This is a genomic window from Staphylococcus sp. 510 (genome assembly GCF_057219715.1).
In genome coordinates this window covers 121,017-147,378 of record NZ_JBXVVK010000004.1, presented here as the reverse complement: position 1 = coordinate 147,378, position 26,362 = coordinate 121,017, and the positions used below count along the sequence as shown (strand labels likewise).

Here is a 26,362-nt window from a genome sequence, read left to right as displayed (position 1 = left end):
ATGAATAAGACGAAAGCAGTCATTCCCGGGAGTTTCGATCCAATTACATATGGTCATTTAGATATTATAGAAAGAAGTGCAGATCGTTTTGACGAAATACATGTTTGTGTTTTAAAAAATAGTAGCAAGGGTGGCACTTTCAATTTAGAAGAACGTATGGATTTAATTAGGGGTTCAGTAGCACATTTATCTAATGTGGAAGTCCACCATTATAATGGTTTGTTAGTAGATTTTTGTAAGCAAGTAGGTGCAAAAACAATTATCCGAGGTTTGAGAGCGGTAAGTGATTTTGAATATGAACTACGATTAACATCTATGAATAAAAAGTTAAACAGTGATATCGAAACCATGTATATGATGACTAGTACGAATTATTCATTTATTAGTTCGAGTATAGTTAAAGAAGTAGCAGCATATAAAGCTGATATTTCAGAATTTGTGCCACCCAATGTAGCAAAAGCCTTAAAAGAAAAATATCATATATAATAAAAAATGTACTGTTATATAATGCGAATCACATTATGTAACAGTACATTTTTTAAGATTTGATAACTGGTGTATTGAAATCATCATCAGATTGTTCGGTCATAAGATTATAAATATGAGTTGCTTTAATTTCAATTGGAAAGTAAGCGGAAGATGATTGATTGATATTTGTAATAAAATGACGTTCTGGGAACTGATGTTTCAGGTATTTTAAATATGCTCGACCATTTTCATTCATACCTAATATTCTAGCGGCATAGATATTATGGTTAACATCAGTTTGTTGAATGTTAAGTAAAATGTTCATTAATATACGCTGGATATGCGTATAAGTGTATCGTTTCGTTTTGACTTTAGTTAACAAATCTTTAAATGAGTGTGCATCCTTAATCATAGAGATTAATCGATTTTCCAATCCTTCACTCATAGTGTATATAGTTTTAAGTGTTGACGTACGTTGTGTTAACAATTGATATTTTATATAGGGAAAGGCGTGCTCCACAGTTGTGAATTGTGAATGATATAATGATTTAATTGCCCCTGGTACAACATTTTCCCAGTCAGAGTGATGGTGAATGATAGATTGGCGTATGGATGATCCACTGGCAAATTGTTGATGTTGAATTGTTTGCTCGCGATGCTGTGCTGTATCACGACGAATCGTAATGGCTTCAATTTGAGGTGCGAACTGCTGAATCCCTTTTAAATATCCAATACTTAGAATATTATTAGGTGATTGTAAAATATCATTCGTAGATTGATGTTGGATTAATTCGTTAATGATTCTAGGATAACTTTTACCTTCTTTTAATTTTGATTTAAAGGCATCACTATTTTCCAAATCAAGAACCTGTTGCGCTGCTTCTTTTAAAGCATTAATATTTCCATGTTCACTTCCAAATGATATGGTATTGACATCTAAATAATCAGCCAATTTAATTGCCATTTCACCAAAATAATCACCCGATGAAAGGCTAGCAATGGTAGGAAGTTCAACTACTAAATCAACAGCTGATAGGGCCATTTGAGTACGAATGAATTTATTAAATAAAGCGGGTTCGCCTCGCATGACAAAGTTGCCACTCATGAAGGCAATGGATACATCTGTTTGGGATAGTAATTTGGATTGTTGTGCATGGTATAAATGCCCGTTATGGAATGGATTATATTCAGATATAATGCCAACACTTTTCATTTGCAATTCGTCCTTTCAGAATTCATTATTAGTATTGTAACAGAAGTACGTATGTTAAGAAAAAATCTTGACATATTATACTGAGAAAGTTAAAATAAATTTTGTGCTTGTTAGAGGTGAAGCCATATGAAATGGTCAATAACACAATTAAGAAAATATCAAGGTAAACCATTTGAGTTTAATCAAACGGTGAATTTTGAACATTTAAAAGAATCATTAGATCTTATCGATCTTTCTGAAATCAATGTTGAAGGTCAATTAACTGTTAAATCAAACGAAGTTATTGCAGATATGCATATCACTGGTACTTATACGATGCCGTGTGCACGTACATTAGTACCTGTTGAAGTACCGCTAGATGTCGAAACTTCCGAAGTGTTTGATTTAGAAGGCAGTGATTATTATACCGACGAAGAAGAGCAGGATGAGCATTATCATTCAGCGACTGACGGTATGATTAACATTAAAGATATTGTTGAAGATTTTGTCATTATCGAGAAACCGATGAGAGCATATTCAGACAATAGCAATCAAATGTTAACTGAAGGCAATGGTTGGGAAGTGATTGATGAAGATGAATTCGAGGAACTTGTTCAAGACCAAGAAGATGATGATTCAGACAGAAAGCAAGTTGATCCAAGGCTTCAGAAATTACAACAATTATATGATAAAGACCAATAGCAGTTTAATTAATGATATAATATTGTTAAATAAACTGATATCATTTAATGATGTGTTTAATTTTAAGGAGGATAAATCATGGCAGTACCTAAAAGAAGAACGTCTAAAACAAGAAAAAACAAACGTCGTACTCATTTCAAAATTTCAGTACCTGGTATGACTGAATGCCCAAGTTGTGGCGAATACAAATTATCTCACCGTGTTTGTAAAAACTGTGGTTCTTACAATGGTGAAGAAATCGTATCTAAATAATTTTAGATATCAATAAATATCCTAATTGGAATAGTCATTTCAATTAGGATATTTTTTATTTATTATCATATATTTAACAGGATAAAATACTTTAGTTGCTTTTACAGTAAATAACATAATCAAATCATGGACTCACTTTCTTTATTTAAAAAAGTAGCTCAATCATATACAATTAAATTGAATAAGAAATCATCATATTGGAGATTAGATATATGGAACAAATTACATCGGCACAGAATAATAAAATTAAAAATGCGAATAAATTAAAGAAAAAGAAAGATCGAGATAAAACAGGATTAGCGCTTATAGAAGGTGTACATTTAATTGAAGAAGCTTATCAAAGCGGGTTAGTAATTGAACAATTATTCGTTGTTGATCCAAGTAGAACTGATAGTGACTTAATTGAATATGCCAATGAAACATTTGAAATCAATTTAAAGGTAGCTGAATCATTATCTGGAACTGTAACGCCTCAAGGCTTTTTTGCTGTCATCAAGAAACCGGATTATGATGTAACAACAGCCAAACAAGTATTATTAATTGATAGAATACAAGATCCAGGGAATCTAGGGACTTTGATTCGTACGGCAGATGCTGCAGGAATAGATCTGATTGTAATGGAAAAGGGAACAGCAGATCCTTATCAAGATAAAGTGTTACGCGCCAGTCAAGGAAGTGTATTTCATATTCCAGTTATATCAGAGTCTTTACAGTCGTACATTAATACCTTTAATGGTCCTGTTTATGGCACTGCATTAGATAACGCAGTAAGTTTTAAAGAGATAGAAGCACAAGAGACATTTGCATTGATTCTTGGTAATGAAGGTGAAGGTGTAGATCCTGCACTATTAGAACATACTACGCAAAATATAACGATTCCAATATATGGACAAGCTGAAAGCTTAAATGTAGCCATTGCGGGGAGTATCTTGTTATATCAACTCAAAGGGTAATTTATAGACATTAAATGATAAATCTGATTTTCATGATGTACTATGGCGCGATTGTAGGTTGACCCTATATATCTAAATCGTCTATAATGAATGATGAATTCATAACAATAAATATTAACTGATATAAAATTGAATCATTAGCCTATAAAAAGACTTAAATTAATGTATAAAGTTGTATAAGGGAGAATAATCGTGACTGAAAGTTATTCCAACTTTGATTAGTTTTTTTCATCTTTTTGGCTACTTAAAGAGATTTAAGTCGGAGTACGTCTTCGTTAGCAACGTATACAAGTGTATGCATAAGCATAAATTTGGGTGGTACCACGGAAGGCTTTCGTCCCAGTTATCGGGCGAGAGTCTTTTTTATTTAATGAAATAAAATAAGAGAAAGCAGACTGGGATATTAATAAATGTCTTAGTTTAAAATATCTATTGGCACTAAGGAGGAAGTTAAAATGACTCAAAATGATCATATGAGTGAATTAAAACAACAAGCGTTAGTTGATATTAATGCTGCAAATGATGAAAAAGCATTACAAGATGTCAAAGTAAAATATTTAGGTAAAAAAGGTGCAGTAAGTGGTTTAATGAAAAATATGAAAGACATACCAAATGAAGAAAAACCAGCATACGGACAAAAGGTAAATGAATTAAGACAAACAATTCAACAAGAATTAGATGAAAGACAAACGATTTTAGCCAATGAAAAGTTAAATCAACAACTTGCTGAAGAAACAATCGATGTGACATTACCTAGTCGCCAAATAGAAATCGGCTCTAAACATCCATTAACACGTACGATTGAAGAGATAGAAGATTTATTCCTAGGTCTAGGTTACGAAATTGTTGATGGTTATGAAGTTGAACAAGATCATTATAATTTTGAGGCATTAAACTTACCTAAATCACATCCCGCACGTGATATGCAAGATAGTTTTTATATTACGGAAGAGACTTTAATGAGAACGCATACGTCTCCAGTACAAGCACGTACTATGGAACAACGTAATGGACAAGGTCCAGTGAAAATCATTTGTCCAGGTAAAGTATACCGTCGTGACTCAGATGATGCGACGCATAGTCATCAATTTACACAAATTGAAGGTTTAGTTGTAGATAAAAATATTAAGATGAGTGATTTAAAAGGTACATTAGAATTATTAGCTAAAGAATTGTTCGGTGCAGATAGAGAAATTCGTTTACGTCCAAGTTACTTCCCATTCACTGAACCATCTGTAGAAGTTGATGTATCATGTTTTAAATGTAAAGGGCAAGGTTGTAATGTATGTAAACATACAGGCTGGATTGAAATTTTAGGTGCAGGAATGGTGCACCCTAATGTATTAACAATGGCAGGGTTTGATGCTAATGAATACTCTGGATTCGCGTTTGGTATGGGACCTGACCGTATCGCTATGTTGAAGTACGGTATTGAAGATATTCGACACTTCTATACAAACGATGTGCGATTCTTAGATCAATTTAAGGCTGTAGAAGATAGAGGTGAAGCGTAATGTTAATTTCAAATGAATGGTTAAAAGATTATGTTGACGTTGAACAAAATGTTCAAGATTTAGCTGAACGTATTACACGTACTGGTATCGAGGTAGATGATTTAGTTGATTTAACAAAAGATATTAAAAACTTAGTAGTAGGCCATATTATATCTAAAGCATCTCACCCTGATGCTGACAAATTAAATATTTGCCAAGTTGATATTGGTGAGGAAGCACCTGTACAAATTGTTTGTGGGGCACCAAATGTTGATGAAGGACAATATGTCATTGTTGCTAAAGTGGGGGGCAGATTACCAGGTGGCATTAAAATTAAACGTGCTAAATTACGTGGGGAACGCTCTGAAGGTATGATTTGTTCATTACAGGAAATTGGTATTTCAAGTAATGTTGTGCCTAAAGCGTTTGAAAATGGTATTTTCGTATTCCCAGAAGCAATGACACCGGGTACAAATGCATTGGACGCATTGTATTTAAATGATCAAATTATGGAATTTGATTTAACACCAAACCGTGCAGACGCTCTAAGCATGGTCGGTACAGCTTATGAAGTTGCAGCACTATACGACACAAAAATGACTAAACCAGAAACAAATAGTAATGAAGAGACTAACTCTGCAATGGACGAATTGCAAGTGACAGTAAAAAATAGTGATAAAGTTCCATACTATAGTGCTAGAATCGTTAAAAATGTCACTATTGCACCATCGCCAATATGGATGCAAGCACGTTTAATGAAAGCAGGTATCCGACCAATCAATAATGTCGTTGATATTTCTAACTACGTACTATTAGAATATGGACAACCGTTACACATGTTTGACCAAGATCAAATTGGTTCAAATCATATTGAAGTTCGCCAAGCACATCAAAATGAAACGATGACAACTTTAGATGATCAAGAAAGAACATTACTTGAGTCAGATATAGTTATAACAAACGGACAATCTCCAATTGCACTTGGTGGTGTGATGGGTGGTGACTTTTCAGAGGTTAGCGACGAAACGACAAATGTAGTTATAGAAGGTGCTATATTTGATTCAGCATCAATTCGTCATACATCAAGACGTTTGAATTTACGTAGTGAAGCATCAAGTCGATTTGAAAAAGGTATTGCTACAGAATTTGTCAACGAAGCAGTGGATCGCGCTTGTTATTTATTAGAAACTAATGCGTCAGGTCGTGTACTTAAAGATCGTGTAGCTGAAGGAGATTTAGGAGCTTTCATTACACCGATTCAAATTACAACAGATAAAATTAATCGTACAATAGGATTTAACTTATCTACTGAAGAAATTAAAAATATCTTTGAACAATTAGGGTTTGAAACTGAAACTCAACAAGATGAGCTTACTGTTTATGTACCATCAAGACGTAAAGATATTTCTATCAAAGAAGATTTGATTGAAGAAGTTGCCCGTATATATGGTTACGATGAAATTCCATCAACGTTACCAGTATTTGAAGATGTTACGAATGGTGCACTAACTGATCGTCAACATAAAACAAGAACAGTTAAAGAAACCATTGAAGGTGCAGGTTTAAACCAAGCGATCACGTATTCACTCGTGTCAAAATCACATGCGAAAGACTTTGCATTACAAGATAGACCGACTATAGAATTATTAATGCCAATGAGCGAAGCACATTCAACTTTACGACAAAGTTTATTACCACATTTAATCGAAGCGGCTGCGTATAATGTTGCACGTAAAAATCAAGATGTTAAATTATACGAAATTGGTCGTGTATTCTTCGGTAATGGTGAAGGTCAATTGCCTGATGAAGTAGAATATTTAAGTGGTATTATGACAGGTGAATATGTTGTAAATCAGTGGCAAGGTAAAAAAGAAGCTGTTGACTTTTACTTAGCTAAAGGTGTCATTGATCGTGTAGCACAAAAACTCAACTTAAATTTTGAATATCGTGCTACTGAAATCGATGGTTTACATCCTGGAAGAACTGCGATGGTATCTTTAAATGGTAAAGATATTGGTTTCATTGGAGAATTGCATCCTACAGTAGCTAATGATAATGATTTAAAACGCACATATGTCTTTGAATTGAACTATGAAGAAATGATGAATGTATCAGTAGGCTATATCAATTATCAACCAATACCTAAATATCCTGGTGTATCTCGTGATATTGCATTAGAAGTTGAACATGATGTACCTGCTTCTGAATTAACAAATACGATTCATCAACGCGGTGCTGATATTCTTCAAGATACACTTGTATTTGATGTTTATGAAGGTGAGCATTTAGATGAAGGTAAAAAATCAGTTGCTATTAGATTGTATTATTTAGATACTGAGAATACTTTAACAGATGAACGTGTAACGAAAGTACATGATCAAATCATCGAAGCATTAAAAGCAAAAGGTGCTACAATTAGATAATTAAATATAAAAAGAAACGGCAAGTTCTAATGTTTGTACAAATAGAACTTGCCGTTTTAATTTACATAAATTTATTGATATTTTTTATTCACTAAAGTTTGTGCTTTTTCTCTATTTTTAAAATGTTGTTTTGAAATAGCGTCGAGTTGTTCGATACCTAATTTTTCAATGATTTTTGCAGCGAATAAATCGACTTTATTGCTAGCACCTTTAGGTACATCCATTTTTATTGATTTAGACATTTGATCCATATGTTTAACAAATGCATATCTAGAGATAATACTCGCAGCTGCGATAGCTAATGACTTAGATTCACCCTTCGTTTCAAACTTTGTTTTATTTGGGAAAGGTAAATCGGACAAGGCATAACGTTGATAAACACCACGTTCAGCAAATTGATCAATCACAATATAATCTAAAGCATGCGTATCAATTTTTTGAACAACATTAGCGATTGCTTGATTATGTAAGACTGCTTTCATTTTTACCTGTGACCAACCTGCACGTTGGCGCTCATTATATTTAACGTTATCAAGTGTGAGCAGCGAATGTGGAATGAATGTCACAAGTTGTTCGGCAAGTTCGACGATTTTAGCGTCGGTTAACTTTTTAGAATCATCTACACCCAATTCTTTCAATATTTTGACGTGATCCTTTGTGACATATGCAGCACATACTGTGAGAGGACCAAAATAGTCACCGCTACCAGCTTCATCACTACCAATACAGTTATATTGATTATATTTAATCGAAGAAGTTGCGTTTTTAGATATTGAAGAAGTTGAAGTTGAACTACTTTTGTCAGGTAGCAATTGTTGTGCAACTATTTCAGCATTTTTTCCTTGAAACATCACTTTTCCAGAATTGTAAATATTGATCACAGCATTATTATGTTTTGCTCGTGCTTTCATACCCTGGGGTAATTGGGATGTATCAAATTTAATCTTAGACATTAATGATTGAATCTCAGTTGTTGTTAGTTTATGGACAACATTTGCCATATATCGTTAGACCTCTCTTTGTTAAATTCTTTTCATAATAATTAAATGATATCATAACATTTATTACCTTAGAATGATGACAAAATGAAAATATATTTTAGTTTATAAGACTCAAGCTCTAAATGAATATAAAGTTATTCTTTATCATCTCACTACTTACAAAATAAAGATGACTCATGTATAATGTTTAATGATAAGTAAATGTATAAAACCAAACATTAATATTATGTTATGTTCAAAATAATATAGAAACATGATTTTGGTTAAATTAAACACAGAAACGGAATAATTTAATTAAAAGTCAGGAGATATCGATATGGGTGAGTTTAAGAATAGGATAAATGTTACAATCAACGATCAACATTTCACAATAATCGGCGATGATAGCCCGGAACATATAAGACATGTTGCACATTTAGTGGATGAAAAAATGAAAGAATTAGGACGAAAATCTGCAGGTTTAGATACCACTAGAAAAGCGATTTTAACAGCAGTGAACGTGATGCATGACAAAGTGAGTTTAGAAGAAGAAAATCGTCGATTACAACACGAATTAGATCAAATTAAGCAACGAGAAGACTAGATGCTATTAGATATCGTTGTACTTATTATATTATGCTATGTTTCAATTGTTGGATTTCGACGGGGATTATGGCTTTCGAGCATTCATGTGATATGTACGCTTGCATCGTTATGGATTGCGCAACAATTTTATCGAGAGATTGCGCAACGATTAATTGTTTTTTTACCATTTCCAAAGACAGTCGCATTTGATACGCAATATGCAATTCATTTTAATCATTTACAGTATCGTTTTGAATCAATAATTGCTTTTATTGTGATTGCTATTAGCTGTAAGTTGATTTTATATCTAATCATCGTCACATTTGATAATATAGTGGCATATCAACCTTTAAATATCATAAGCCGCACTTTAGGTATTGTATTAAGCCTATTCATCGGTGTGATTATCATACAAATATTGACGTATATCATAGCATTATATCCTAATACAATGCTACAAAGTCAATTAGGGCATTCATTACTTGCCAAGCAAATTTTATTGCATACACCTTATGTTTCACAAATGATTTTAAATTTATAAAGAAAATGATATTGAGGTCAGGACAGACAATTTGAAAAATGAGATATGTCCTGGTCTTCTTTTTATGGAGAGATGTATATGACTAAAAAAGATGTGATTCAATTACTAGAAAAGATTGCTACCTATATGGAATTAAAAGGAGAGAATACCTTTAAAGTATCAGCATATCGTAAGGCAGCACAAAGTTTAGAAGTAGACGAAAGACCGTTAGATGAAATAGAAGATGTAACAGAACTTAAAGGTATCGGTAAAGGTGTAGGCGATGTGATTAATGAATATAGACAAAATGGTCAGTCTACAGCTTTAGAAGACTTACAAAAAGAAGTCCCAGAAGGATTAGTACCATTATTGAAAATACAAGGTTTAGGTAGTAAGAAAATTGCTAAATTATATAAAGAATTAAATATCACTGACAAAACGTCATTACAAGAGGCTTGTGAAGCAGGAAAAGTCAGTGAATTAAGCGGTTTTGCGAAAAAAACTGAACAAAATATCTTAGAAGCAGTCAAAGCGTTAGGAGCTAAGAAAGAAAGTTATCCTATTGATCAAATGAGAGGACTTAATCATCAAATTATTGATTATATTAGTCAGCTAGATGACATAGATCAATATGCTTCGGCAGGTAGCTTTAGAAGATATAAAGAACAAAGTAAAGATTTGGATTTTATTATAAGTACAAATAACCCTGAAAAAGTTCAACAACAATTATTGGAAATCCCTAATAAGGTAAAGGATGTTGCAGTTGGGTCAACCAAAGTATCTGTAGAATTAGAGTACGACGATGAAACGATTGGTGTTGATTTTAGATTAATTGAACCTGCAGCTTTTTATCACACATTACAACATTTCACAGGTTCAAAAGATCATAACATTCGAATTAGACAATTAGCAAAAGCACAAGAAGAAAAAGTGAGTGAGTATGGCATTGAAAAAGCCAATGGAGAATTACTTCAATTCAATAGCGAGGCGGAGATTTATGAACATTTCGGTGTATCGTGGATTGAACCTTCAATGCGTGAAGATGGCAGTGAATTTGATAAAGATTTAAGTCAGATTATACAACTCGACGATATTAAAGGTGATCTTCACATGCATACTACTTATAGTGATGGTGCATTTTCTATTAGAGATATGGCTGAGGCTAATATTGCTAAAGGTTATGAATTCATGGTTATTACAGATCATTCACAAAGTTTAAGAGTAGCCAATGGTCTACAAGTTGAACGCTTACTTCGCCAAAATGAAGAAATTAAGCAATTAAATAAAGAATATGATGAGATTGATATATACTCTGGCATTGAAATGGATATATTACCGGATGGTTCTTTAGATTATGATGATGAGATATTGGCACAACTAGATTATGTTATTGCAGCCATTCATCAAAGTTTTAATCAGTCAGAAGCGGAAATTATGCAACGTTTAGAAAATGCTTGTCGTAATCCATATGTGCGTCATATTGCTCACCCAACAGGTCGCATTATTGGACGTCGTCCCGGTTATGAACCTAATATTGAAAAGTTAGCGCAATTAGCTGAAGAAACAAATACCATATTAGAAATCAATGCAAATCCTAAACGTTTAGACCTAAATGCACAAACCGTACGCCAATATCCAAATGTAAAGTTAACTATTAATACGGATGCGCATCATGTTGATCATTTAGAATTTATGAAATATGGTGTTGCTACTGCTCAAAAAGGATTTGTAACTAAAGATCGTGTGATTAATACGATGTCTAGAGAAGCATTTAAATCATTTATTAAAGACAATAAAAAATTGAAGAAATAGAGGGATTGCATGAGACAAAAAACATTAGACGTCTTAGAATTTGATAAAATAAAATCATTTGTAGCTAACGAAGCTATTAGTGATTTAGGACGTGAAAAAGTCGCAGAAATGTCTCCAGCAACAGATTTTGAAACTGTAGAATTTCAAATTAATGAAACGGATGAAATATCACAAATTTATAATAAACATCGATTGCCAAGTTTAAGTGGCCTATCTAAAGTAGCACAGTACATTCACCGTTCAACTATTGGTGGTGTGTTAAATGTGACCGAATTAAATGCGATTAAACGCTTAATTCAAGTTCAAAATCAGTTTAAGACATTTTATAATCAATTATTAGAAGAAGATGAAGAAGTTAAATACCCTATCTTAGATAGTCAAATGGCACAGTTACCAATTTTAACGGATTTATTTAAGGACATTAATGATAAATGTGACGCCCATGATTTATACGACCATGCTAGTTACGAGTTACAAAGTATTCGAAGTAAAATATCAAGTACAAATCAACGAATTAGACAGAATTTAGATCGAGTGGTTAAAAGTCAGGCTAACCAAAAGAAATTATCAGATGCGATTGTAACTGTTCGAAATGATAGAAACGTCATTCCAGTAAAAGCGGAATATAGACAAGATTTTAATGGTATTGTTCATGACCAATCTGCCTCAGGTCAAACATTGTATATAGAACCATCATCTGTAGTTGAAATGAATAATCAAATTAGTCGCTTGCGTAATGATGAGGCAGTTGAACGTGAACGTATATTAGCTGAGTTGACTTCGCAAGTCGCTGTAGAATCAGATGCATTATTATTAGCTGAATCGATAATGGGACATCTTGACTTTTTAATTGCAAAAGCAAGATATGCCCGTGCGATCAAAGGTACGAAGCCTACATTTCATAAAGAAAGAACAGTTTATTTACCTAATGCATATCATCCTTTATTAGATCATAATACGGTTGTAGCAAATACAATTGAGTTTGTAGATGATATAGAAACAGTGATTATCACTGGACCTAACACAGGTGGTAAAACTGTCACTTTAAAAACATTAGGCCTTATTATTGTTATGGCTCAATCAGGCATGCTTATTCCAACATTAGATGGTAGCCAACTCAGTGTCTTTGAAAATGTATATTGTGATATTGGTGATGAACAATCTATTGAGCAATCACTATCAACATTTTCATCTCATATGAAAAATATTGTAGAAATCTTAAAAGAAGCAGATAAAAATAGCTTGATACTATTTGATGAATTAGGTGCTGGAACAGATCCGAGTGAAGGTGCTGCGCTTGCTATGAGTATATTAGATCATGTAAGGAATCTAGGTGCACTCGTGATGGCAACTACTCATTATCCCGAACTAAAAGCATATAGTTATAACCGTGAAGGTGTGATGAATGCAAGTGTTGAATTCGATGTGGAAACGTTAAGTCCAACATATAAGTTATTAATGGGTGTTCCAGGGCGATCTAATGCATTTGATATTTCTAAAAAATTGGGCTTGAGCCTTAATATTATTAATAAAGCTAAAACAATGATTGGTACAGATGAACAAGAAATTAATAATATGATTGAATCATTAGAGAAAAATTCAAAACGTGTGGATGAACAACGTATTGAATTAGATAGATTAGTTAAAGAAGCACAGGCGACACATGATGAGTTAGCAAAGCAATATCAACAATATCAAAATTATGAGAAATCATTGATGGATGAAGCGAAAGAAAAAGCAAATCAACGTGTCAAATCTGCTACAAAAGAGGCAGATGCTATTCTTAAAGAATTAAGAGAACTTAGAGATCAAAAAGGCGCGGATGTTAAAGAACATGAACTTATTGATAAGAAAAAGCAACTTGATGATCAATATGAAGCGAAATCAATCAAACAAAATGTTCAAAAACAAAAATACGATAAAATCCAAGCTGGTGATGAAGTTAAAGTATTATCATATGGTCAAAAAGGTGAAGTGCTAGAATTAGTTGGAGAAGAAGAAGCAGTTGTTCAAATGGGAATATTGAAAATGAAATTACCAATTGAAGATTTAGAAAAAATGAAAAAGAAAAAAGAAAAACCAACTAAAATGGTTACAAGATCTAACAGACAGACAGTTAAAACTGAACTTGATTTAAGAGGATATCGCTATGAAGATGCTTTAATTGAATTAGATCAATATTTAGATCAAGCTGTTTTAAGTAATTTTGAACAAGTTTATATTATTCATGGTAAGGGTACAGGAGCATTACAAAAAGGTGTGCAACAACATCTAAAAAGACATAAAAGCGTGAAGACATTTAGAGGTGGTATGCCAAGTGAAGGTGGATTTGGCGTTACCGTTGCATCCCTAAAATAGATAATCGTCATAGAAATATGCTTAAATGATGATGTTTCTATTTGAGGACACTTCTACAAATGGCTTTAAAAATTTGATTTTTTAAACGAGCATAAGCAGATTGCAATGCATTACCTTATAAATTCTGTTATAATTTGCTCATCATTTAAAAATTAAGGAGGATTGGCAATTATGGCAATCGTAAAAGTAACTGATTCTGATTTTGATAGTAAAATTGAATCTGGTGTTAAATTAGTAGATTTCTGGGCTACTTGGTGTGGACCATGTAAAATGATCGCTCCAGTTTTAGAAGAATTAGCAGGGGACTATGAAGGTAAAGCAGATATCTTAAAATTAGATGTAGATGAAAACCCATCAACTGCTGCTAAATATGAAGTAATGAGTATTCCAACATTAATCGTATTTAAAGACGGACAACCAGTTGATAAAGTAGTAGGTTTCCAACCTAAAGAAAACTTAGCAGAAGTATTAGACAAACATCTATAAGAATATAGAACCTGAGACTGGGGCATTTTCATAAATGCTCCAGCTTTGTTTTGTCTATGTATATATTAACGTGCCCATTAAGAATGGATAAGAGCATGTTTGGCTAATAAAAATTTTCGAAGAGAGGAGGATGTAGATGGAGACGTATCAAGAAAAAATTAAAACAAAACTAAATGTAGTGCCATTAGAGCCAGGGTGCTATTTGATGAAAGATCGTAATGATCAAGTGATTTATGTTGGTAAAGCTAAAAAACTACGTAATCGATTACGTTCTTATTTTACGGGTGCGCATGATGCTAAAACAACTCGCTTAGTAAGTGAAATTCGTAATTTCGAGTTTATAGTGACATCAAGTGAAACAGAATCCTTACTTTTAGAATTAAACTTAATTAAACAATACCAGCCACGTTATAATATTTTATTAAAAGATGATAAAAGTTATCCTTTTATCAAGATTACTAAAGAAAAACATCCAAGATTAATTGTAACTAGAACCGTTAAAAAAGGTACTGGCAAATATTTTGGTCCATATCCTAATGCTTATTCCGCACAAGAAACAAAAAAATTATTAGATCGTATATATCCATTTAGAAAATGTGATAAAATGCCAGATAAATTATGTCTTTATTATCATATTGGTCAATGTATGGGCCCGTGTGTGTATGATGTCGATTTAGATAAATATGCACAAATGACAAAAGAAATTAGTGATTTCTTACATGGTGAGGACAAAACAATATTAAACCATTTACAAGAACGTATGGAAAAAGCGAGTGAGTCTCTCGATTTCGAACGTGCAAAAGAGTACCGTGATTTAATCCAACATATTCATAATCTCACTAAAAAGCAAAAAATTATGTCAACAGATAATACGATTCGTGATGTCTTTGGTTATAGCGTGTCGAAAGGTTGGATGTGCATTCAAGTCTTTTTCATTAGACAAGGGAATATGATTAAAAGAGATACTACGATGATTCCAATTCAACAAACTGAAGAAGAAGAGTTTTATACCTTTATCGGTCAATTTTATAGTTTAAACCAACATATATTACCGAAAGAAGTACATGTGCCGAAACACTTAGATAAAGACATTATTCAATCGGTTGTTGATACGAAAATTGTACAACCTTCTCGTGGTGCGAAAAAAGAAATGATTGATTTGGCAAATCATAATGCAGAAGTTTCGCTCAATAATAAGTTTGAATTGATTGCTAGAGATGAATCTAGAACGATCAAAGCAATTGAAGAACTTGGTGAAAGAATGGGGATCCAAACACCTATTAGAATCGAAGCATTCGATAATTCCAATATACAAGGTGTGGATCCTGTATCTGCGATGGTAACTTTTGTTGATGGTAAACCAGAAAAAAAGGGCTATCGTAAATATAAAATTAAAACAGTTGAAGGCCCTGATGACTATAAATCAATGCGAGAAGTTGTTCGACGCCGATATACTCGTGTACTAAATGAAGGTACACCTTTACCTGATCTCATCATTGTCGATGGAGGTAAAGGACATATGAACGGCGTTATGGATGTACTTGAAAATGAACTAGGCTTAGATATACCAGTGGCTGGATTACAAAAAAACGATAAGCACCAAACGTCCGAGTTGTTATATGGTGCAAGTGCAGAAATCGTACCATTAAAGAAAAATAGTCAAGCCTTCTATTTACTTCACCGCATTCAAGATGAAGTGCATCGATTTGCCATTACATTCCATAGGCAGACGAGACAGAAGACAGGACTTAAATCCGTACTTGATGATATCGATGGTATCGGAGCGAAACGGAAAACGAAATTATTAAGAACATTTGGCTCGATTAAGAAAATGAAAGAGGCATCATTAGAAGATTTAAAAAAATCTGGACTTCCGGAAAATGTTGCAAAAAACTTACAACACGCACTTCAAAACAAATAAAATTTCAATTTTTGGACATGAGAATAATTCTCATGTCCAAAAATGCTTTAAATAATGTTACAATATAGTTAACAAAAGGCTATTTTTTTAAAGTTGTTTGGAAGCGTTTTCTAATTGAGAATTGTTATCAATCATGTAGGGTTACATGAATTGCTATAGTACAGACATTCTACGACATCATTATATGAAATCTATAACATGACTAGCCCTTTTCTTTTTTATGCCATACTTGTTTTCTTTTTAACTTTGATTAGGATGCTTCCAAAGTATCTAAAGTTAATCAATGGAGACGAGTACCAAATAAAGAAGTAAAAGAAGCTAGTATTTTATATGGTTTTTTACGGCAGTTTACATACAACTTTTTAATTTTAGTCAATTAATTAAATGTTTACAGGGGGGACTCCTTTTGGCTCAATCAAAAAATGAATTCTATCTAAGACGAATTCACTCGTTATTAGGTATTATCCCAATCGGTGCATTCTTAATTGTTCACTTATTGGTCAATCATCAAGCAACACAAGGGGCGGAAGCTTTTAACAAAGCATCAGGTTTTATGGAATCATTACCATTCTTATTGGTAGTTGAATTTGTATTAATCTATATTCCGCTGTTATATCATGGTTTATTTGGATTACACATTGCATTCACAGCAAAAGAGAATGTTGGACATTACTCTTTATTCAGAAACTGGATGTTCTTCTTCCAAAGAATAAGTGGTATTTTAGCCTTTATCTTTATCGCAATGCACTTATGGCAAACACGTCTACAAAAGGCATTCTTCGGTAAAGCAGTTGATTATAATATGATGCACGAAACGTTACATAATCCATTGTGGGCTATTTTCTACATTGTTTGTGTTATTGCAGTTGTATTCCACTTTTCTAACGGATTATGGTCATTCTTAGTAACATGGGGTATTTTACAATCTAAAAAATCACAACGTGTCTTCACATGGGTATCGTTAATTGTATTTTTAATCATTTCTTATATCGGCGTTTCAGCTGTCATTGCATTTATGTAAAGAATACACATTAACTAGTCTTAGTTTTAATATTTCAGGGGAGTGACATTTCTATGGCAGAGAAAAAAATTATTGTTGTCGGTGGAGGACTTGCCGGTCTGATGTCAACAATTAAAGCAGCAGAAAAAGGTGCACATGTAGATTTATTCTCATTAGTACCTGTAAAACGTTCGCATTCAGTTTGTGCCCAAGGTGGTATTAATGGTGCGGTAAATACTAAAGGTGAAGGTGACTCACCTTGGATTCACTTTGATGATACTGTTTATGGTGGGGACTTCTTAGCTAACCAACCACCTGTAAAAGCAATGGCTGAAGCTGCGCCTAATATTATTCATTTATTAGATCGTATGGGTGTAATGTTTAGTAGAACGAATGAAGGCTTACTTGACTTCAGACGTTTTGGTGGTACGTTATATCACAGAACAGCATTTGCCGGAGCAACAACAGGTCAACAATTACTATATGCATTGGATGAACAAGTTCGTGCTTATGAAGTAGATGGATTAGTAACGAAATACGAAGGTTGGGAATTCTTAGGTATAGTCAAAGATGACGACAATACTGCTAGAGGTATTGTTGCACAAAATATGACGACTTCTGAAATTCAATCATTTGGATCAGATGCTGTAATTATGGCTACTGGTGGTCCTGGTATTATCTTTGGTAAAACAACTAACTCAATGATTAACACAGGTTCAGCAGCATCAATCGTTTATCAACAAGGTGCTATTTATGCTAATGGTGAATTCATTCAAATTCATCCTACTGCTATTCCTGGTGATGATAAACTACGTCTAATGAGTGAATCAGCACGTGGTGAAGGTGGACGAATTTGGACATATAAAGATGGTAAACCTTGGTACTTCTTAGAAGAGAAATATCCTGACTATGGTAACTTAGTACCTCGTGACATCGCGACACGTGAAATCTTCGATGTATGTATTAACCAAAAATTAGGTATCAACGGTGAAAACATGGTTTACCTTGATTTATCACATAAAGATCCACATGAGTTAGATGTTAAACTTGGTGGAATTATCGAGATTTATGAAAAATTCACTGGTGACGATCCACGTAAAGTACCAATGAAAATCTTCCCAGCAGTACACTACTCAATGGGTGGATTATATGTAGATTATGATCAAATGACAAATATTAAAGGTTTATTTGCAGCAGGGGAATGTGACTTCTCACAACATGGTGGTAATAGACTTGGTGCTAACTCATTATTATCTGCTATTTATGGTGGTACAGTTGCAGGTCCAAATGCAATTAAATATCTTGATGAAATTGAAACTTCATACACTGATCTAGATGATAGTATCTATGAAGCACGTGTTAAAGAAGAACAAGAACGTTTCGATAAATTATTAAACATGCGCGGTAGCGAAAATGCTTATAAACTTCACCGTGAATTAGGTGAAATCATGACAGCAAACGTAACTGTTGTGCGTGAAAATGATAAATTGTTAGAAACAGATAAGAAAATTCAAGAATTGATGAAGCGTTACGAAGATATTGATATGGAAGATACACAAACTTGGAGTAACCAAGCCGTATTCTTCACACGTCAATTATGGAATATGCTTGTACTAGCACGTGTAATCACTATCGGAGCTTATAACCGTAACGAATCACGTGGTGCACACTACAAACCAGAATTCCCAGAACGTAATGACGAAGAATGGTTAAAAACAACTATGGCTCACTACCAAGGTAGAACTGAAGCGCCTAAATTCACTTATGAACCAGTTGATATTAGCTTAATTCCACCACGTAAACGTGATTACACTAGTAAGTCTAAAGGAGGTAAAAAATAATGGCTGAACAATCAGTAAAAGACACTCCAGAAACTCAAGGTAATCAACCAACAGAAGAACAAAATAATCAACCTAAACAAAAAACGGTTAAATTGATTATTAAACGTCAAGATGATAGCGAATCTAAACCATATGAAGAAACATTTGAAGTTCCTTACAAAGAAAATTTAAATGTTATCGCATGTTTAATGGAAATTAGACGTAACCCAGTTAATAGTAAAGGTGAAAAGACAACGCCTGTAACTTGGGATATGAACTGTTTAGAAGAAGTATGTGGTGCTTGTTCAATGGTGATTAATGGCCGTGCAAGACAATCATGTTCTGCTATCGTTGATCAATTAGAACAACCTATACGTTTAGAACCAATGAGTACGTTCCCAGTTATTCGTGACTTACAAGTTGATCGTTCAAGAATGTTTGACAACTTGAAACGTATGAAAGCTTGGATTCCAATTGATGGTACGTATGATTTAGGTCCAGGTCCTCGTATGCCTGAGAAAAAACGTCAAACAGCTTATGAATTATCTAAATGTATGACTTGTGGTGTTTGTTTAGAAGTTTGTCCTAACGTCACTCAAAAAAATGATTTCGTTGGTGCGCAAGCCATCTCTCAAGTACGTTTATTCGACTTACATCCAACAGGTGCTATGACTAAAGATGAACGTTTAGATGCTTTAATGGGTGCAGGTGGATTACAACAATGTGGTAATTCACAAAACTGTGTGAATGCTTGTCCAAAAGGTATTCCATTGACTACATCTATTGCAGCAATGAACAGAGAAACATCATTCCATATGTTTAAATCATTCTTCGGCTCTGATCACAAAGTTGACTAATATTGAATTGTTAGCGGTACTCCACATAGGAGTGCCGCTTTTTTGTGTATTGATTGATAAAATAGCATTAGTGATTTCGTTCGAATTAATCAACACTTAAGAATGCATATGATAAAATAAAGTTTAACTATAAAATAAGGATGTAAGACTATGAATAGACCAATTGGAGTAATAGATTCAGGTGTGGGTGGTTTAACAGTAGCTAAAGAGATAATGAGACAACTTCCTAATGAAACCATTTATTATTTAGGTGATATTGGAAGATGTCCATATGGACCTAGATCAGGTGAAGAAGTTAAACAATTCACAACTGAAATAGCACAGAAACTTGTCGAATTCGATATTAAAATGCTCGTGATAGCTTGTAATACAGCTACTGCAGTAGCATTAGAACATTTACAGAACATATTACCTATACCAGTAATCGGTGTCATTGAACCCGGTGCCCGAACAGCTATTATGACGACTAAGAATCAAAATGTTTTAATTTTAGGTACAGAAGGTACGATAAAATCAGAAGCTTATAGAAAGCATATTAAGCGAATTAATCCTAACGTAGAGGTATATGGTATTGCTTGTCCAGGCTTTGTACCTTTAGTTGAGCAAATGAGATATAATGATCCGACAATTACAAGTATTGTCATACATCAAACCTTGAAACAATGGCGTAATAGCGAAGCTGATACAGTTATTTTAGGTTGTACGCACTATCCATTGTTATATCAACCTATCAATGATTATTTTGGTGGTAAAAAAACAGTTATTTCTTCAGGATTGGAAACAGCTAGAGAAGTCAGTGCATTATTAACATTTAGTAACGAACATGCAAGTTATACACAACATCCGCCACATCGTTTCTTTGCAACTGGAGATACAACACATATTGAAAATATTATTAAAGAATGGCTAGGTATGGATACTAAAGTAGAGCGTATCTCAGTAGGTTAAATGGAGGAATTGTTAATGGAAGATATTGTAATAGCATCTAATAATAAAGGTAAGATCAATGATTTTAAAGCTATATTTCCTAACCATAATGTCATAGGTATTAGTGAATTGATTAAAGATTTTGATGTAGAAGAGACAGGAACGACATTTGAAGAAAATGCTAAATTAAAATCTGTTGCAGCGGCTAAAGCTTTAAATAAACAAGTCATTGCTGATGATAGTGGTTTAGAAGTCCAAGCATTAAATGGTGAACCAGGTGTCTATTCTGCAAGATATGCAGGATTAGATAAAAATGACCAAGACAATATTAATAAATTATTAAAAAATATGGAAAATATCTCTGATAGAAATGCACAATTTGTGTGTGTGATTAATATGAGTGCACCTAATGGTGAGACGACCCAATTTAAAGGGACAGTAACAGGCGAAATAACTACAGAACCAATCGGAGATAATGGATTTGGATATGATCCCATTTTTTATGTACCTTCTTTAAATAAAACGATGGCACAATTATCAGATTCTGAAAAAGCTAAAATTAGCCATCGAGGTCATGCTATAAAACAGTTACAACAATTTTTAGCAGGTGAGAATAATGAGTAAATGGATTATAGTGAGTGATAATCATAATGAAACAGGTATCCTGTACCAAGTGTATGATCAACATCAAGATGCAGATGTATTCCTTCATCTTGGTGATTCTGAATTTCAATATGATGATACAGAATTGAGCTTATATCATCGAGTTAAAGGAAATTGTGATTTTTATCCAGAATTTCCAGAGGAGCAATTTATTACACATCATGATGTTCATGCATTTTATACACATGGCCATTTGTACAGGGTCAACCAAACAAGAATGAAATTAGCTGAAAAAGCTAAGACAGTTGGTGCGCAATTAGCATTTTATGGACATACACATGTCGCTAAATATGAAAATATTGCAAACGTACATGTTATTAATCCGGGAAGTATTTCACAATCAAGAAGTAATGTCGAAGAAACCTATGCGGAACTTCTCATTGATGATACGACATTAAAATGTACTTTGAATTTTAGAAATCGTGAAGATAAAGTGATAGATACAATTGAATTTAAATTAGAAAACAGTTAGGCATTCAATATTGCCTAACTGTTAATTTGTTTGCATATAAAAAAAGAGTTGTAATCTTAATAGATTACAACTCTTATTAGCGTCCTGGGAGGGATTCGAACCCCCGACCGATGGCTTAGAAGGCCATTGCTCTATCCAGCTGAGCTACCAGGACATTTTTTAACACAAGAATTATTATAGCTAAATAATCAGTAATTAGCAATAGTTATGGCATAAAAAATGTTTATATTTTTCACTATAGTAGTGTTATTAAACAGAAAATCAACTCAAACTTCATTAGGGTTAAGGTTCAAGGCCAATTAAATTGAATACAATTCAGTTTAGTGTGCCTAACTGTTTGATTTTGTAAGCGATTTAACAGTTTTGAACTCTAATTGTCTAATTAAGAATAAATCTCCAAATAATTGCGTACAAGTTATATAGTATAGATAACAAAACGATAGATAAACAACACGACATCAATAACAACAGTTTTTGAAAGTAACTTTTGAACTATAAATATTAAGGAGTGTTTATTGTGGAAGGTTTAATCAAAGCAATTAAAGATACTGTTGAAGCTGGCGTTAATAACGACGGCGCGAAATTAGGAACGAGCATCGTAGGCATCGTAGAAAACGGTGTAGGTGTGTTAAGTAAATTATTCGGATTTTAATTATAAAAATATCTAAATAAAGGGAGTTTTGAATTATGACAAAATTAGCAGAAGCAATCGCAAACACAGTACAAGCAGCACAAGGACATGACGGCGCAAAATTAGGAACAAGCATTGTAAGCATCGTAGAAAACGGTGTAAGTGTATTAGGTAAATTATTCGGATTCTAAGTCGAAACTAAAAAAACTAAAAAAATCATAAACAATAAAGGAGATTATATATTATGACAAAATTAGCAGAAGCAATCGCAAACACAGTACAAGCAGCACAAGGACATGACGGTGCAAAATTAGGAACAAGCATTGTAAGCATCGTAGAAAACGGTGTAAGTGTATTAGGTAAATTATTCGGATTCTAAGTCGAAAATCTAAAACTACAAAATCATAAACAATAAAGGAGATTATATATTATGACAAAATTAGCAGAAGCAATCGCAAACACAGTGAAAGCAGCACAAGGACATGACGGTGCAAAATTAGGAACAAGTATCGTAGGCATCGTAGAAAACGGTGTAGGTGTATTAAGTAAATTATTTGGATTTTAATTCATTTAACTATCATTGACCAGGGCAAGCGCTCTGGTCTTTTTTACGTTAAATAAGCAATGTGATGTAAAGTTTGTTATTGTAAATAGAGACTATATGGAACAAGGGAGATTTCAATGACTTACAAAACAATATTATTAGATTTTGACGATACGATAGTTGATTTTTATGATGCAGAAGAGAAAGCATTTTACAATATGGCTAAGCATTTTAATCACAATCCAACAAAAGATGATTTTTATCACTTTAGAAAGGTAAACCAATCTCACTGGGAGGCATTTCAAGAAAATAAGTTAACTAAAGAAGAAGTATTAACACAAAGGTTTGTAAATTATTTTAAAGATTATCAAATAGAGGTAGATGGTAAACAAGCTGATCATATATTTAGAGATGAATTAGCTAAAGCGAGACCAAGTTTCTTTGATGATACTTTAGAAACAATAGATTATTTAAGGGAAAATCACAATATATATATCGTTACGAATGGTGTGACAGAAACTCAACAACGTCGTATAGCACAAACAACATTTAACGAAACATTAAATGGTATATACATTTCAGAACAAACTGGTTTTCAAAAGCCAATGCCAGAATTCTTTGATTACATATTTAAAGAAATAGGTGAACAACAGAGAGAAAGCGCAATAATAGTAGGAGATTCATTAACATCAGATATTTTAGGTGGCTATAATGCACGAATTGCAACATGTTGGTTTAACTTGAGAGGTAAAGAAAATCAAACATCAATTCAACCTGATTATGAAATTAAATCACTTAAGGAATTAATTCATATTGTTGAATAGGTTAAAATAACAGGATATAAGTGTAATAATAAAAGCACGAAGATGAATTTACTCAATTTAAAATCAACTTCGTGCTTTTCGCTTAGGATCAATATATTTATTTGTATCTTTACGGCTGCCAAATTAAAACATCATGGCCTTCTGGGTTCTTTGCCTTAACGTCTGTGAAGCCTTGGTTTTCAAAATATGATTTTGAGTTATTTCTTGCAATGGCTTTAATAGGAAGATTAAATGATTTCGCAAAATCGATTAATTGTTTAGAATAACCTCTGTTTTGATATTTTTCTAATACTTCTAATTTCCATAATAATAGATAATCATCACAATCAGGGAAGTATGATTCTTCTACTTCACCTTTATTTAATAAGGCCATTCTTGCAGCTAATTTATCACCTACAAATATGCCATAAAATGGCGAGTCAGAACTTGCATCAATCATTTGCCCATTAAATTCTTCAACCATATAAAGATCTTTATTACCAAATTCTCTGAAGTCTTCAAATAACTCATCTGTTTTGTAATTAATTTCTAATCTTTTTACGTCACTCATCATTTTGTCCCCCTTTATATCTTTCTTATATTATACCTTAAACTATATGTTTTTTTCATCGATTTATACTTTATATCAATAATGAAATGTTAAATATCATACATTGGTATTGAATGGAATTTAAGTTATTCAAATATTTTATAAGCCGTAAAATTGTCAGAAGTGAGTATAGTCTTTATACTATATTAGGAATAGTGATACTTAAGGAGAAAAACAATGGACTGTAAAATAGTAAAATTAAACAATGATGATCAGTTTATTTCCAAGATAATAAATAGTGATGACAAGCTCATGCCATTTTACCAATATGATGCGATGTCAAAAGATAGTTACAAAATAAAAATGGGTGCATCTCCAAATGGCAGGGAAAAAAAGCTTGCTGAAGTGATTCAATCATATATGAAAGATTTAACAATGACAGATCAACAAGAAGCGCATATGACATCATTAGCTAATGGAGCTAAAGTTGTTATTGGGGGACAACAAGCTGGTTTATTTGGTGGTCCTTTATATACGATTCATAAAATATTTTCACTCATTACATTGAGTCAACAATTAACGAAAGAATATCAACAAACGGTGGTCCCTATTTTCTGGATTGCTGGAGAAGATCATGATTTTGATGAAGTAAATCACACTTATGCATTTAACTCACAAGATGCACAATTGCACAAAGTTAAATACCACACAATGACACCACCGGAAAGTAACGTTTCACGGTTTGATCCAGACCAATCGCAAATGATAGAAGTATTAAACGATTATTTTAAACAGTTAAAAGAGACAGAACATAGTAAAGATATATATCAAATGTGCATGAATATCATTGAAAATCATCATAATTGGACAAACATGTTTAAAGTACTTTTACATGAAATCTTTAAGGACTATGGTGTGCTATTCATCGATGCACAAAATCACGCATTAAGACAATTAGAAAAACCACTATTAAAAGAAATGTTTTTGAAGCATCAAGAAATTGATGAAGCATTTAGAAATAATCAACAACAGACTTTAGACAATGGTTTCTCACAAATGATACAAACTGATACAAATGTTCATTTGTTTTTGCATGAAGATGGTATGCGCCAATTATTAACATATCAAGATGGTGTATTTCATCTAAGTAAATCGACACGCACATATAGTCAGCAACAATTGTTGGATATTTTAGAACAGGAGCCTGAAAGGTTTTCAAATAATGTAGTAACGCGACCAATAATGGAAGAGTGGTTATTCAATACAGTGGCGTTTATTGGTGGTCCTAGTGAAATTAAATATTGGGCAGAATTACATGATGTATTCCAGCTCTTAAATATAGAAATGCCCATTGTATTACCTAGAATGAGAATAACGTATTTATATCATCGAACACAGAAATTATTGAGTCAATATCATCTTCAGTTGGAGCATGTTATTGCAAATGGAATTGAAGAAGATAAACAGAAGTTTATTCGTGAACAAGCCTCCGAGACATTCTTAAATGAAATTGAACATATGAAACAACAACAGGAGCAACTATATCAATCCTTATTTAATGAAGTGAAAGGGAACACGGATAACGAAAATCTAGTAACTAAAAATAATGAGATTCATCAAAGACAATATGATTACTTGAAAAAACGTTACTTGTTAAATATTGAACGTGAAAATGATATTAGCATGAGACATTTTAGAGAAATTAACAATCATCTCCATGTAATGGGAGGATTACAAGAAAGAATATGGAATCCACTTCAAATTATGAATGATTTTGGGAAAGATGTGTTCAACCCCTCCACCTATCCACCACTTTCTTACACTTTTGATCATATAATTATAAAAGACTGATATAACAGGGATTAAGCCCGCTTTATCTAAAAGATAAGGCGGGCATTTTTTTATAAAATCAAATATTTTGAACTATTTTTACATAATTAGTGGAGGATA

The 26,362-nt window shown here is 33.0% G+C and carries 27 protein-coding genes and 1 tRNA gene; 24 read left to right on the top strand and 4 right to left on the bottom strand.

Annotation, left to right across the window (positions count from 1 at the left end; genetic code table 11):
- The gene (gene coaD, locus AC2D8K_RS04550; RefSeq protein WP_002450658.1) at positions 1 to 486 is read left to right on the top strand and encodes a pantetheine-phosphate adenylyltransferase; all 486 of its coding nucleotides are present in this window, start codon (positions 1 to 3) and stop codon (positions 484 to 486) included.
- A 52-nt stretch (positions 487 to 538) separates the two neighbouring features.
- On the opposite strand, the gene AC2D8K_RS04545 is transcribed toward coaD, so the two are convergent.
- Positions 539 to 1,681 carry a nucleotidyltransferase gene (locus tag AC2D8K_RS04545; RefSeq protein WP_002450657.1) on the bottom strand — a complete coding sequence of 381 codons (1,143 nt, stop codon included), beginning with the start codon at positions 1,679 to 1,681 and terminating at the stop codon, positions 539 to 541.
- Between the two features lie 126 nt (positions 1,682 to 1,807).
- Here AC2D8K_RS04545 and AC2D8K_RS04540 point away from each other — a divergent pair, with 126 nt between their 5' ends.
- The 5 genes from AC2D8K_RS04540 to pheT all read left to right on the top strand — a co-directional run bounded on the left by AC2D8K_RS04540 (position 1,808) and on the right by pheT (position 7,483).
- Positions 1,808 to 2,362, top strand: a complete 555-nt coding sequence (locus AC2D8K_RS04540; protein WP_002450656.1) for a YceD family protein — start codon at positions 1,808 to 1,810, stop codon at positions 2,360 to 2,362.
- A gap of 78 nt (positions 2,363 to 2,440) precedes the next feature.
- Positions 2,441 to 2,614, top strand: a complete 174-nt coding sequence (gene rpmF, locus AC2D8K_RS04535) for a 50S ribosomal protein L32 (protein ID WP_002442221.1) — start codon at positions 2,441 to 2,443, stop codon at positions 2,612 to 2,614.
- A 212-nt stretch (positions 2,615 to 2,826) separates the two neighbouring features.
- Positions 2,827 to 3,567, top strand: coding sequence for a TrmH family RNA methyltransferase (locus tag AC2D8K_RS04530; RefSeq protein WP_002450655.1), 741 nt, complete (start codon positions 2,827 to 2,829; stop codon positions 3,565 to 3,567).
- Between the two features lie 455 nt (positions 3,568 to 4,022).
- Entirely contained in the window at positions 4,023 to 5,081 is a 1,059-nt protein-coding gene (gene pheS / locus AC2D8K_RS04525) for a phenylalanine--tRNA ligase subunit alpha (protein ID WP_484698105.1), read from the top strand.
- Positions 5,081 to 7,483: a phenylalanine--tRNA ligase subunit beta gene (gene pheT, locus AC2D8K_RS04520; protein ID WP_002450653.1), complete on the top strand. Its 2,403-nt coding sequence runs from the start codon at positions 5,081 to 5,083 to the stop codon at positions 7,481 to 7,483. Before pheS ends, pheT begins: the two co-directional genes overlap by 1 nt.
- A gap of 71 nt (positions 7,484 to 7,554) precedes the next feature.
- On the opposite strand, the gene rnhC is transcribed toward pheT, so the two are convergent.
- Entirely contained in the window at positions 7,555 to 8,484 is a 930-nt protein-coding gene (gene rnhC, locus AC2D8K_RS04515; protein WP_002450652.1) for a ribonuclease HIII, read from the bottom strand.
- A gap of 316 nt (positions 8,485 to 8,800) precedes the next feature.
- Between rnhC and zapA the strand changes: the two genes are divergently transcribed.
- The 12 genes from zapA (at position 8,801) to AC2D8K_RS04455 (ending at position 21,884) form a co-directional block, all read left to right on the top strand.
- Entirely contained in the window at positions 8,801 to 9,067 is a 267-nt protein-coding gene (gene zapA / locus AC2D8K_RS04510) for a cell division protein ZapA (protein ID WP_002450651.1), read from the top strand.
- Positions 9,068 to 9,589, top strand: a complete 522-nt coding sequence (locus tag AC2D8K_RS04505) for a CvpA family protein (RefSeq protein ID WP_002450650.1) — start codon at positions 9,068 to 9,070, stop codon at positions 9,587 to 9,589.
- 78 nt (positions 9,590 to 9,667) lie between these two features.
- Positions 9,668 to 11,380: a DNA polymerase/3'-5' exonuclease PolX gene (gene polX, locus AC2D8K_RS04500; protein WP_002450649.1), complete on the top strand. Its 1,713-nt coding sequence runs from the start codon at positions 9,668 to 9,670 to the stop codon at positions 11,378 to 11,380.
- 9 nt (positions 11,381 to 11,389) lie between these two features.
- Positions 11,390 to 13,738 carry an endonuclease MutS2 gene (locus AC2D8K_RS04495; protein WP_002450648.1) on the top strand — a complete coding sequence of 783 codons (2,349 nt, stop codon included), beginning with the start codon at positions 11,390 to 11,392 and terminating at the stop codon, positions 13,736 to 13,738.
- A gap of 171 nt (positions 13,739 to 13,909) precedes the next feature.
- Positions 13,910 to 14,224: a thioredoxin gene (gene trxA / locus AC2D8K_RS04490; RefSeq protein WP_002450647.1), complete on the top strand. Its 315-nt coding sequence runs from the start codon at positions 13,910 to 13,912 to the stop codon at positions 14,222 to 14,224.
- A 136-nt stretch (positions 14,225 to 14,360) separates the two neighbouring features.
- The gene (gene uvrC, locus AC2D8K_RS04485; protein WP_002450646.1) at positions 14,361 to 16,145 is read left to right on the top strand and encodes an excinuclease ABC subunit UvrC; all 1,785 of its coding nucleotides are present in this window, start codon (positions 14,361 to 14,363) and stop codon (positions 16,143 to 16,145) included.
- Between the two features lie 406 nt (positions 16,146 to 16,551).
- Positions 16,552 to 17,166: a succinate dehydrogenase cytochrome b558 subunit gene (locus tag AC2D8K_RS04480; protein ID WP_002450645.1), complete on the top strand. Its 615-nt coding sequence runs from the start codon at positions 16,552 to 16,554 to the stop codon at positions 17,164 to 17,166.
- 53 nt (positions 17,167 to 17,219) lie between these two features.
- Positions 17,220 to 18,986 carry a succinate dehydrogenase flavoprotein subunit gene (gene sdhA / locus AC2D8K_RS04475; RefSeq protein WP_002450644.1) on the top strand — a complete coding sequence of 589 codons (1,767 nt, stop codon included), beginning with the start codon at positions 17,220 to 17,222 and terminating at the stop codon, positions 18,984 to 18,986.
- Entirely contained in the window at positions 18,986 to 19,822 is an 837-nt protein-coding gene (gene sdhB, locus AC2D8K_RS04470) for a succinate dehydrogenase iron-sulfur subunit (protein ID WP_002450643.1), read from the top strand. Before sdhA ends, sdhB begins: the two co-directional genes overlap by 1 nt.
- A gap of 150 nt (positions 19,823 to 19,972) precedes the next feature.
- Positions 19,973 to 20,770, top strand: coding sequence for a glutamate racemase (gene racE / locus AC2D8K_RS04465; RefSeq protein ID WP_002450642.1), 798 nt, complete (start codon positions 19,973 to 19,975; stop codon positions 20,768 to 20,770).
- A gap of 15 nt (positions 20,771 to 20,785) precedes the next feature.
- Positions 20,786 to 21,373 (top strand): XTP/dITP diphosphatase, encoded by a 588-nt coding sequence (locus AC2D8K_RS04460; protein WP_484698098.1) that lies wholly within the window; start codon positions 20,786 to 20,788, stop codon positions 21,371 to 21,373.
- Entirely contained in the window at positions 21,366 to 21,884 is a 519-nt protein-coding gene (locus AC2D8K_RS04455; RefSeq protein ID WP_002450640.1) for a YfcE family phosphodiesterase, read from the top strand. Before AC2D8K_RS04460 ends, AC2D8K_RS04455 begins: the two co-directional genes overlap by 8 nt.
- Positions 21,885 to 21,964: 80 nt before the next feature.
- On the opposite strand, the gene AC2D8K_RS04450 is transcribed toward AC2D8K_RS04455, so the two are convergent.
- A tRNA-Arg gene (locus AC2D8K_RS04450) sits at positions 21,965 to 22,038 on the bottom strand.
- A gap of 363 nt (positions 22,039 to 22,401) precedes the next feature.
- Here AC2D8K_RS04450 and AC2D8K_RS04445 point away from each other — a divergent pair.
- From AC2D8K_RS04445 to AC2D8K_RS04425, 5 genes are all read left to right on the top strand, one after another.
- Positions 22,402 to 22,536, top strand: a complete 135-nt coding sequence (locus tag AC2D8K_RS04445) for a beta-class phenol-soluble modulin (protein ID WP_002450639.1) — start codon at positions 22,402 to 22,404, stop codon at positions 22,534 to 22,536.
- A 35-nt stretch (positions 22,537 to 22,571) separates the two neighbouring features.
- Positions 22,572 to 22,706, top strand: a complete 135-nt coding sequence (locus AC2D8K_RS04440; protein WP_002450638.1) for a beta-class phenol-soluble modulin — start codon at positions 22,572 to 22,574, stop codon at positions 22,704 to 22,706.
- A gap of 53 nt (positions 22,707 to 22,759) precedes the next feature.
- Positions 22,760 to 22,894, top strand: coding sequence for a beta-class phenol-soluble modulin (locus AC2D8K_RS04435; RefSeq protein ID WP_002450638.1), 135 nt, complete (start codon positions 22,760 to 22,762; stop codon positions 22,892 to 22,894).
- A 51-nt stretch (positions 22,895 to 22,945) separates the two neighbouring features.
- Positions 22,946 to 23,080, top strand: coding sequence for a beta-class phenol-soluble modulin (locus AC2D8K_RS04430; protein WP_002450637.1), 135 nt, complete (start codon positions 22,946 to 22,948; stop codon positions 23,078 to 23,080).
- A gap of 116 nt (positions 23,081 to 23,196) precedes the next feature.
- The gene (locus AC2D8K_RS04425; RefSeq protein WP_207024735.1) at positions 23,197 to 23,883 is read left to right on the top strand and encodes a YjjG family noncanonical pyrimidine nucleotidase; all 687 of its coding nucleotides are present in this window, start codon (positions 23,197 to 23,199) and stop codon (positions 23,881 to 23,883) included.
- Positions 23,884 to 23,992: 109 nt separating this feature from the next.
- Here AC2D8K_RS04425 and AC2D8K_RS04420 read toward each other — a convergent pair whose 3' ends face one another.
- Entirely contained in the window at positions 23,993 to 24,433 is a 441-nt protein-coding gene (locus AC2D8K_RS04420) for an N-acetyltransferase (RefSeq protein ID WP_049425610.1), read from the bottom strand.
- Between the two features lie 216 nt (positions 24,434 to 24,649).
- On the opposite strand from AC2D8K_RS04420, the gene bshC reads away from it, so the two are divergent.
- Positions 24,650 to 26,263 carry a bacillithiol biosynthesis cysteine-adding enzyme BshC gene (bshC, locus tag AC2D8K_RS04415; RefSeq protein WP_002450634.1) on the top strand — a complete coding sequence of 538 codons (1,614 nt, stop codon included), beginning with the start codon at positions 24,650 to 24,652 and terminating at the stop codon, positions 26,261 to 26,263.
- Positions 26,264 to 26,362: the final 99 nt, after the last annotated feature.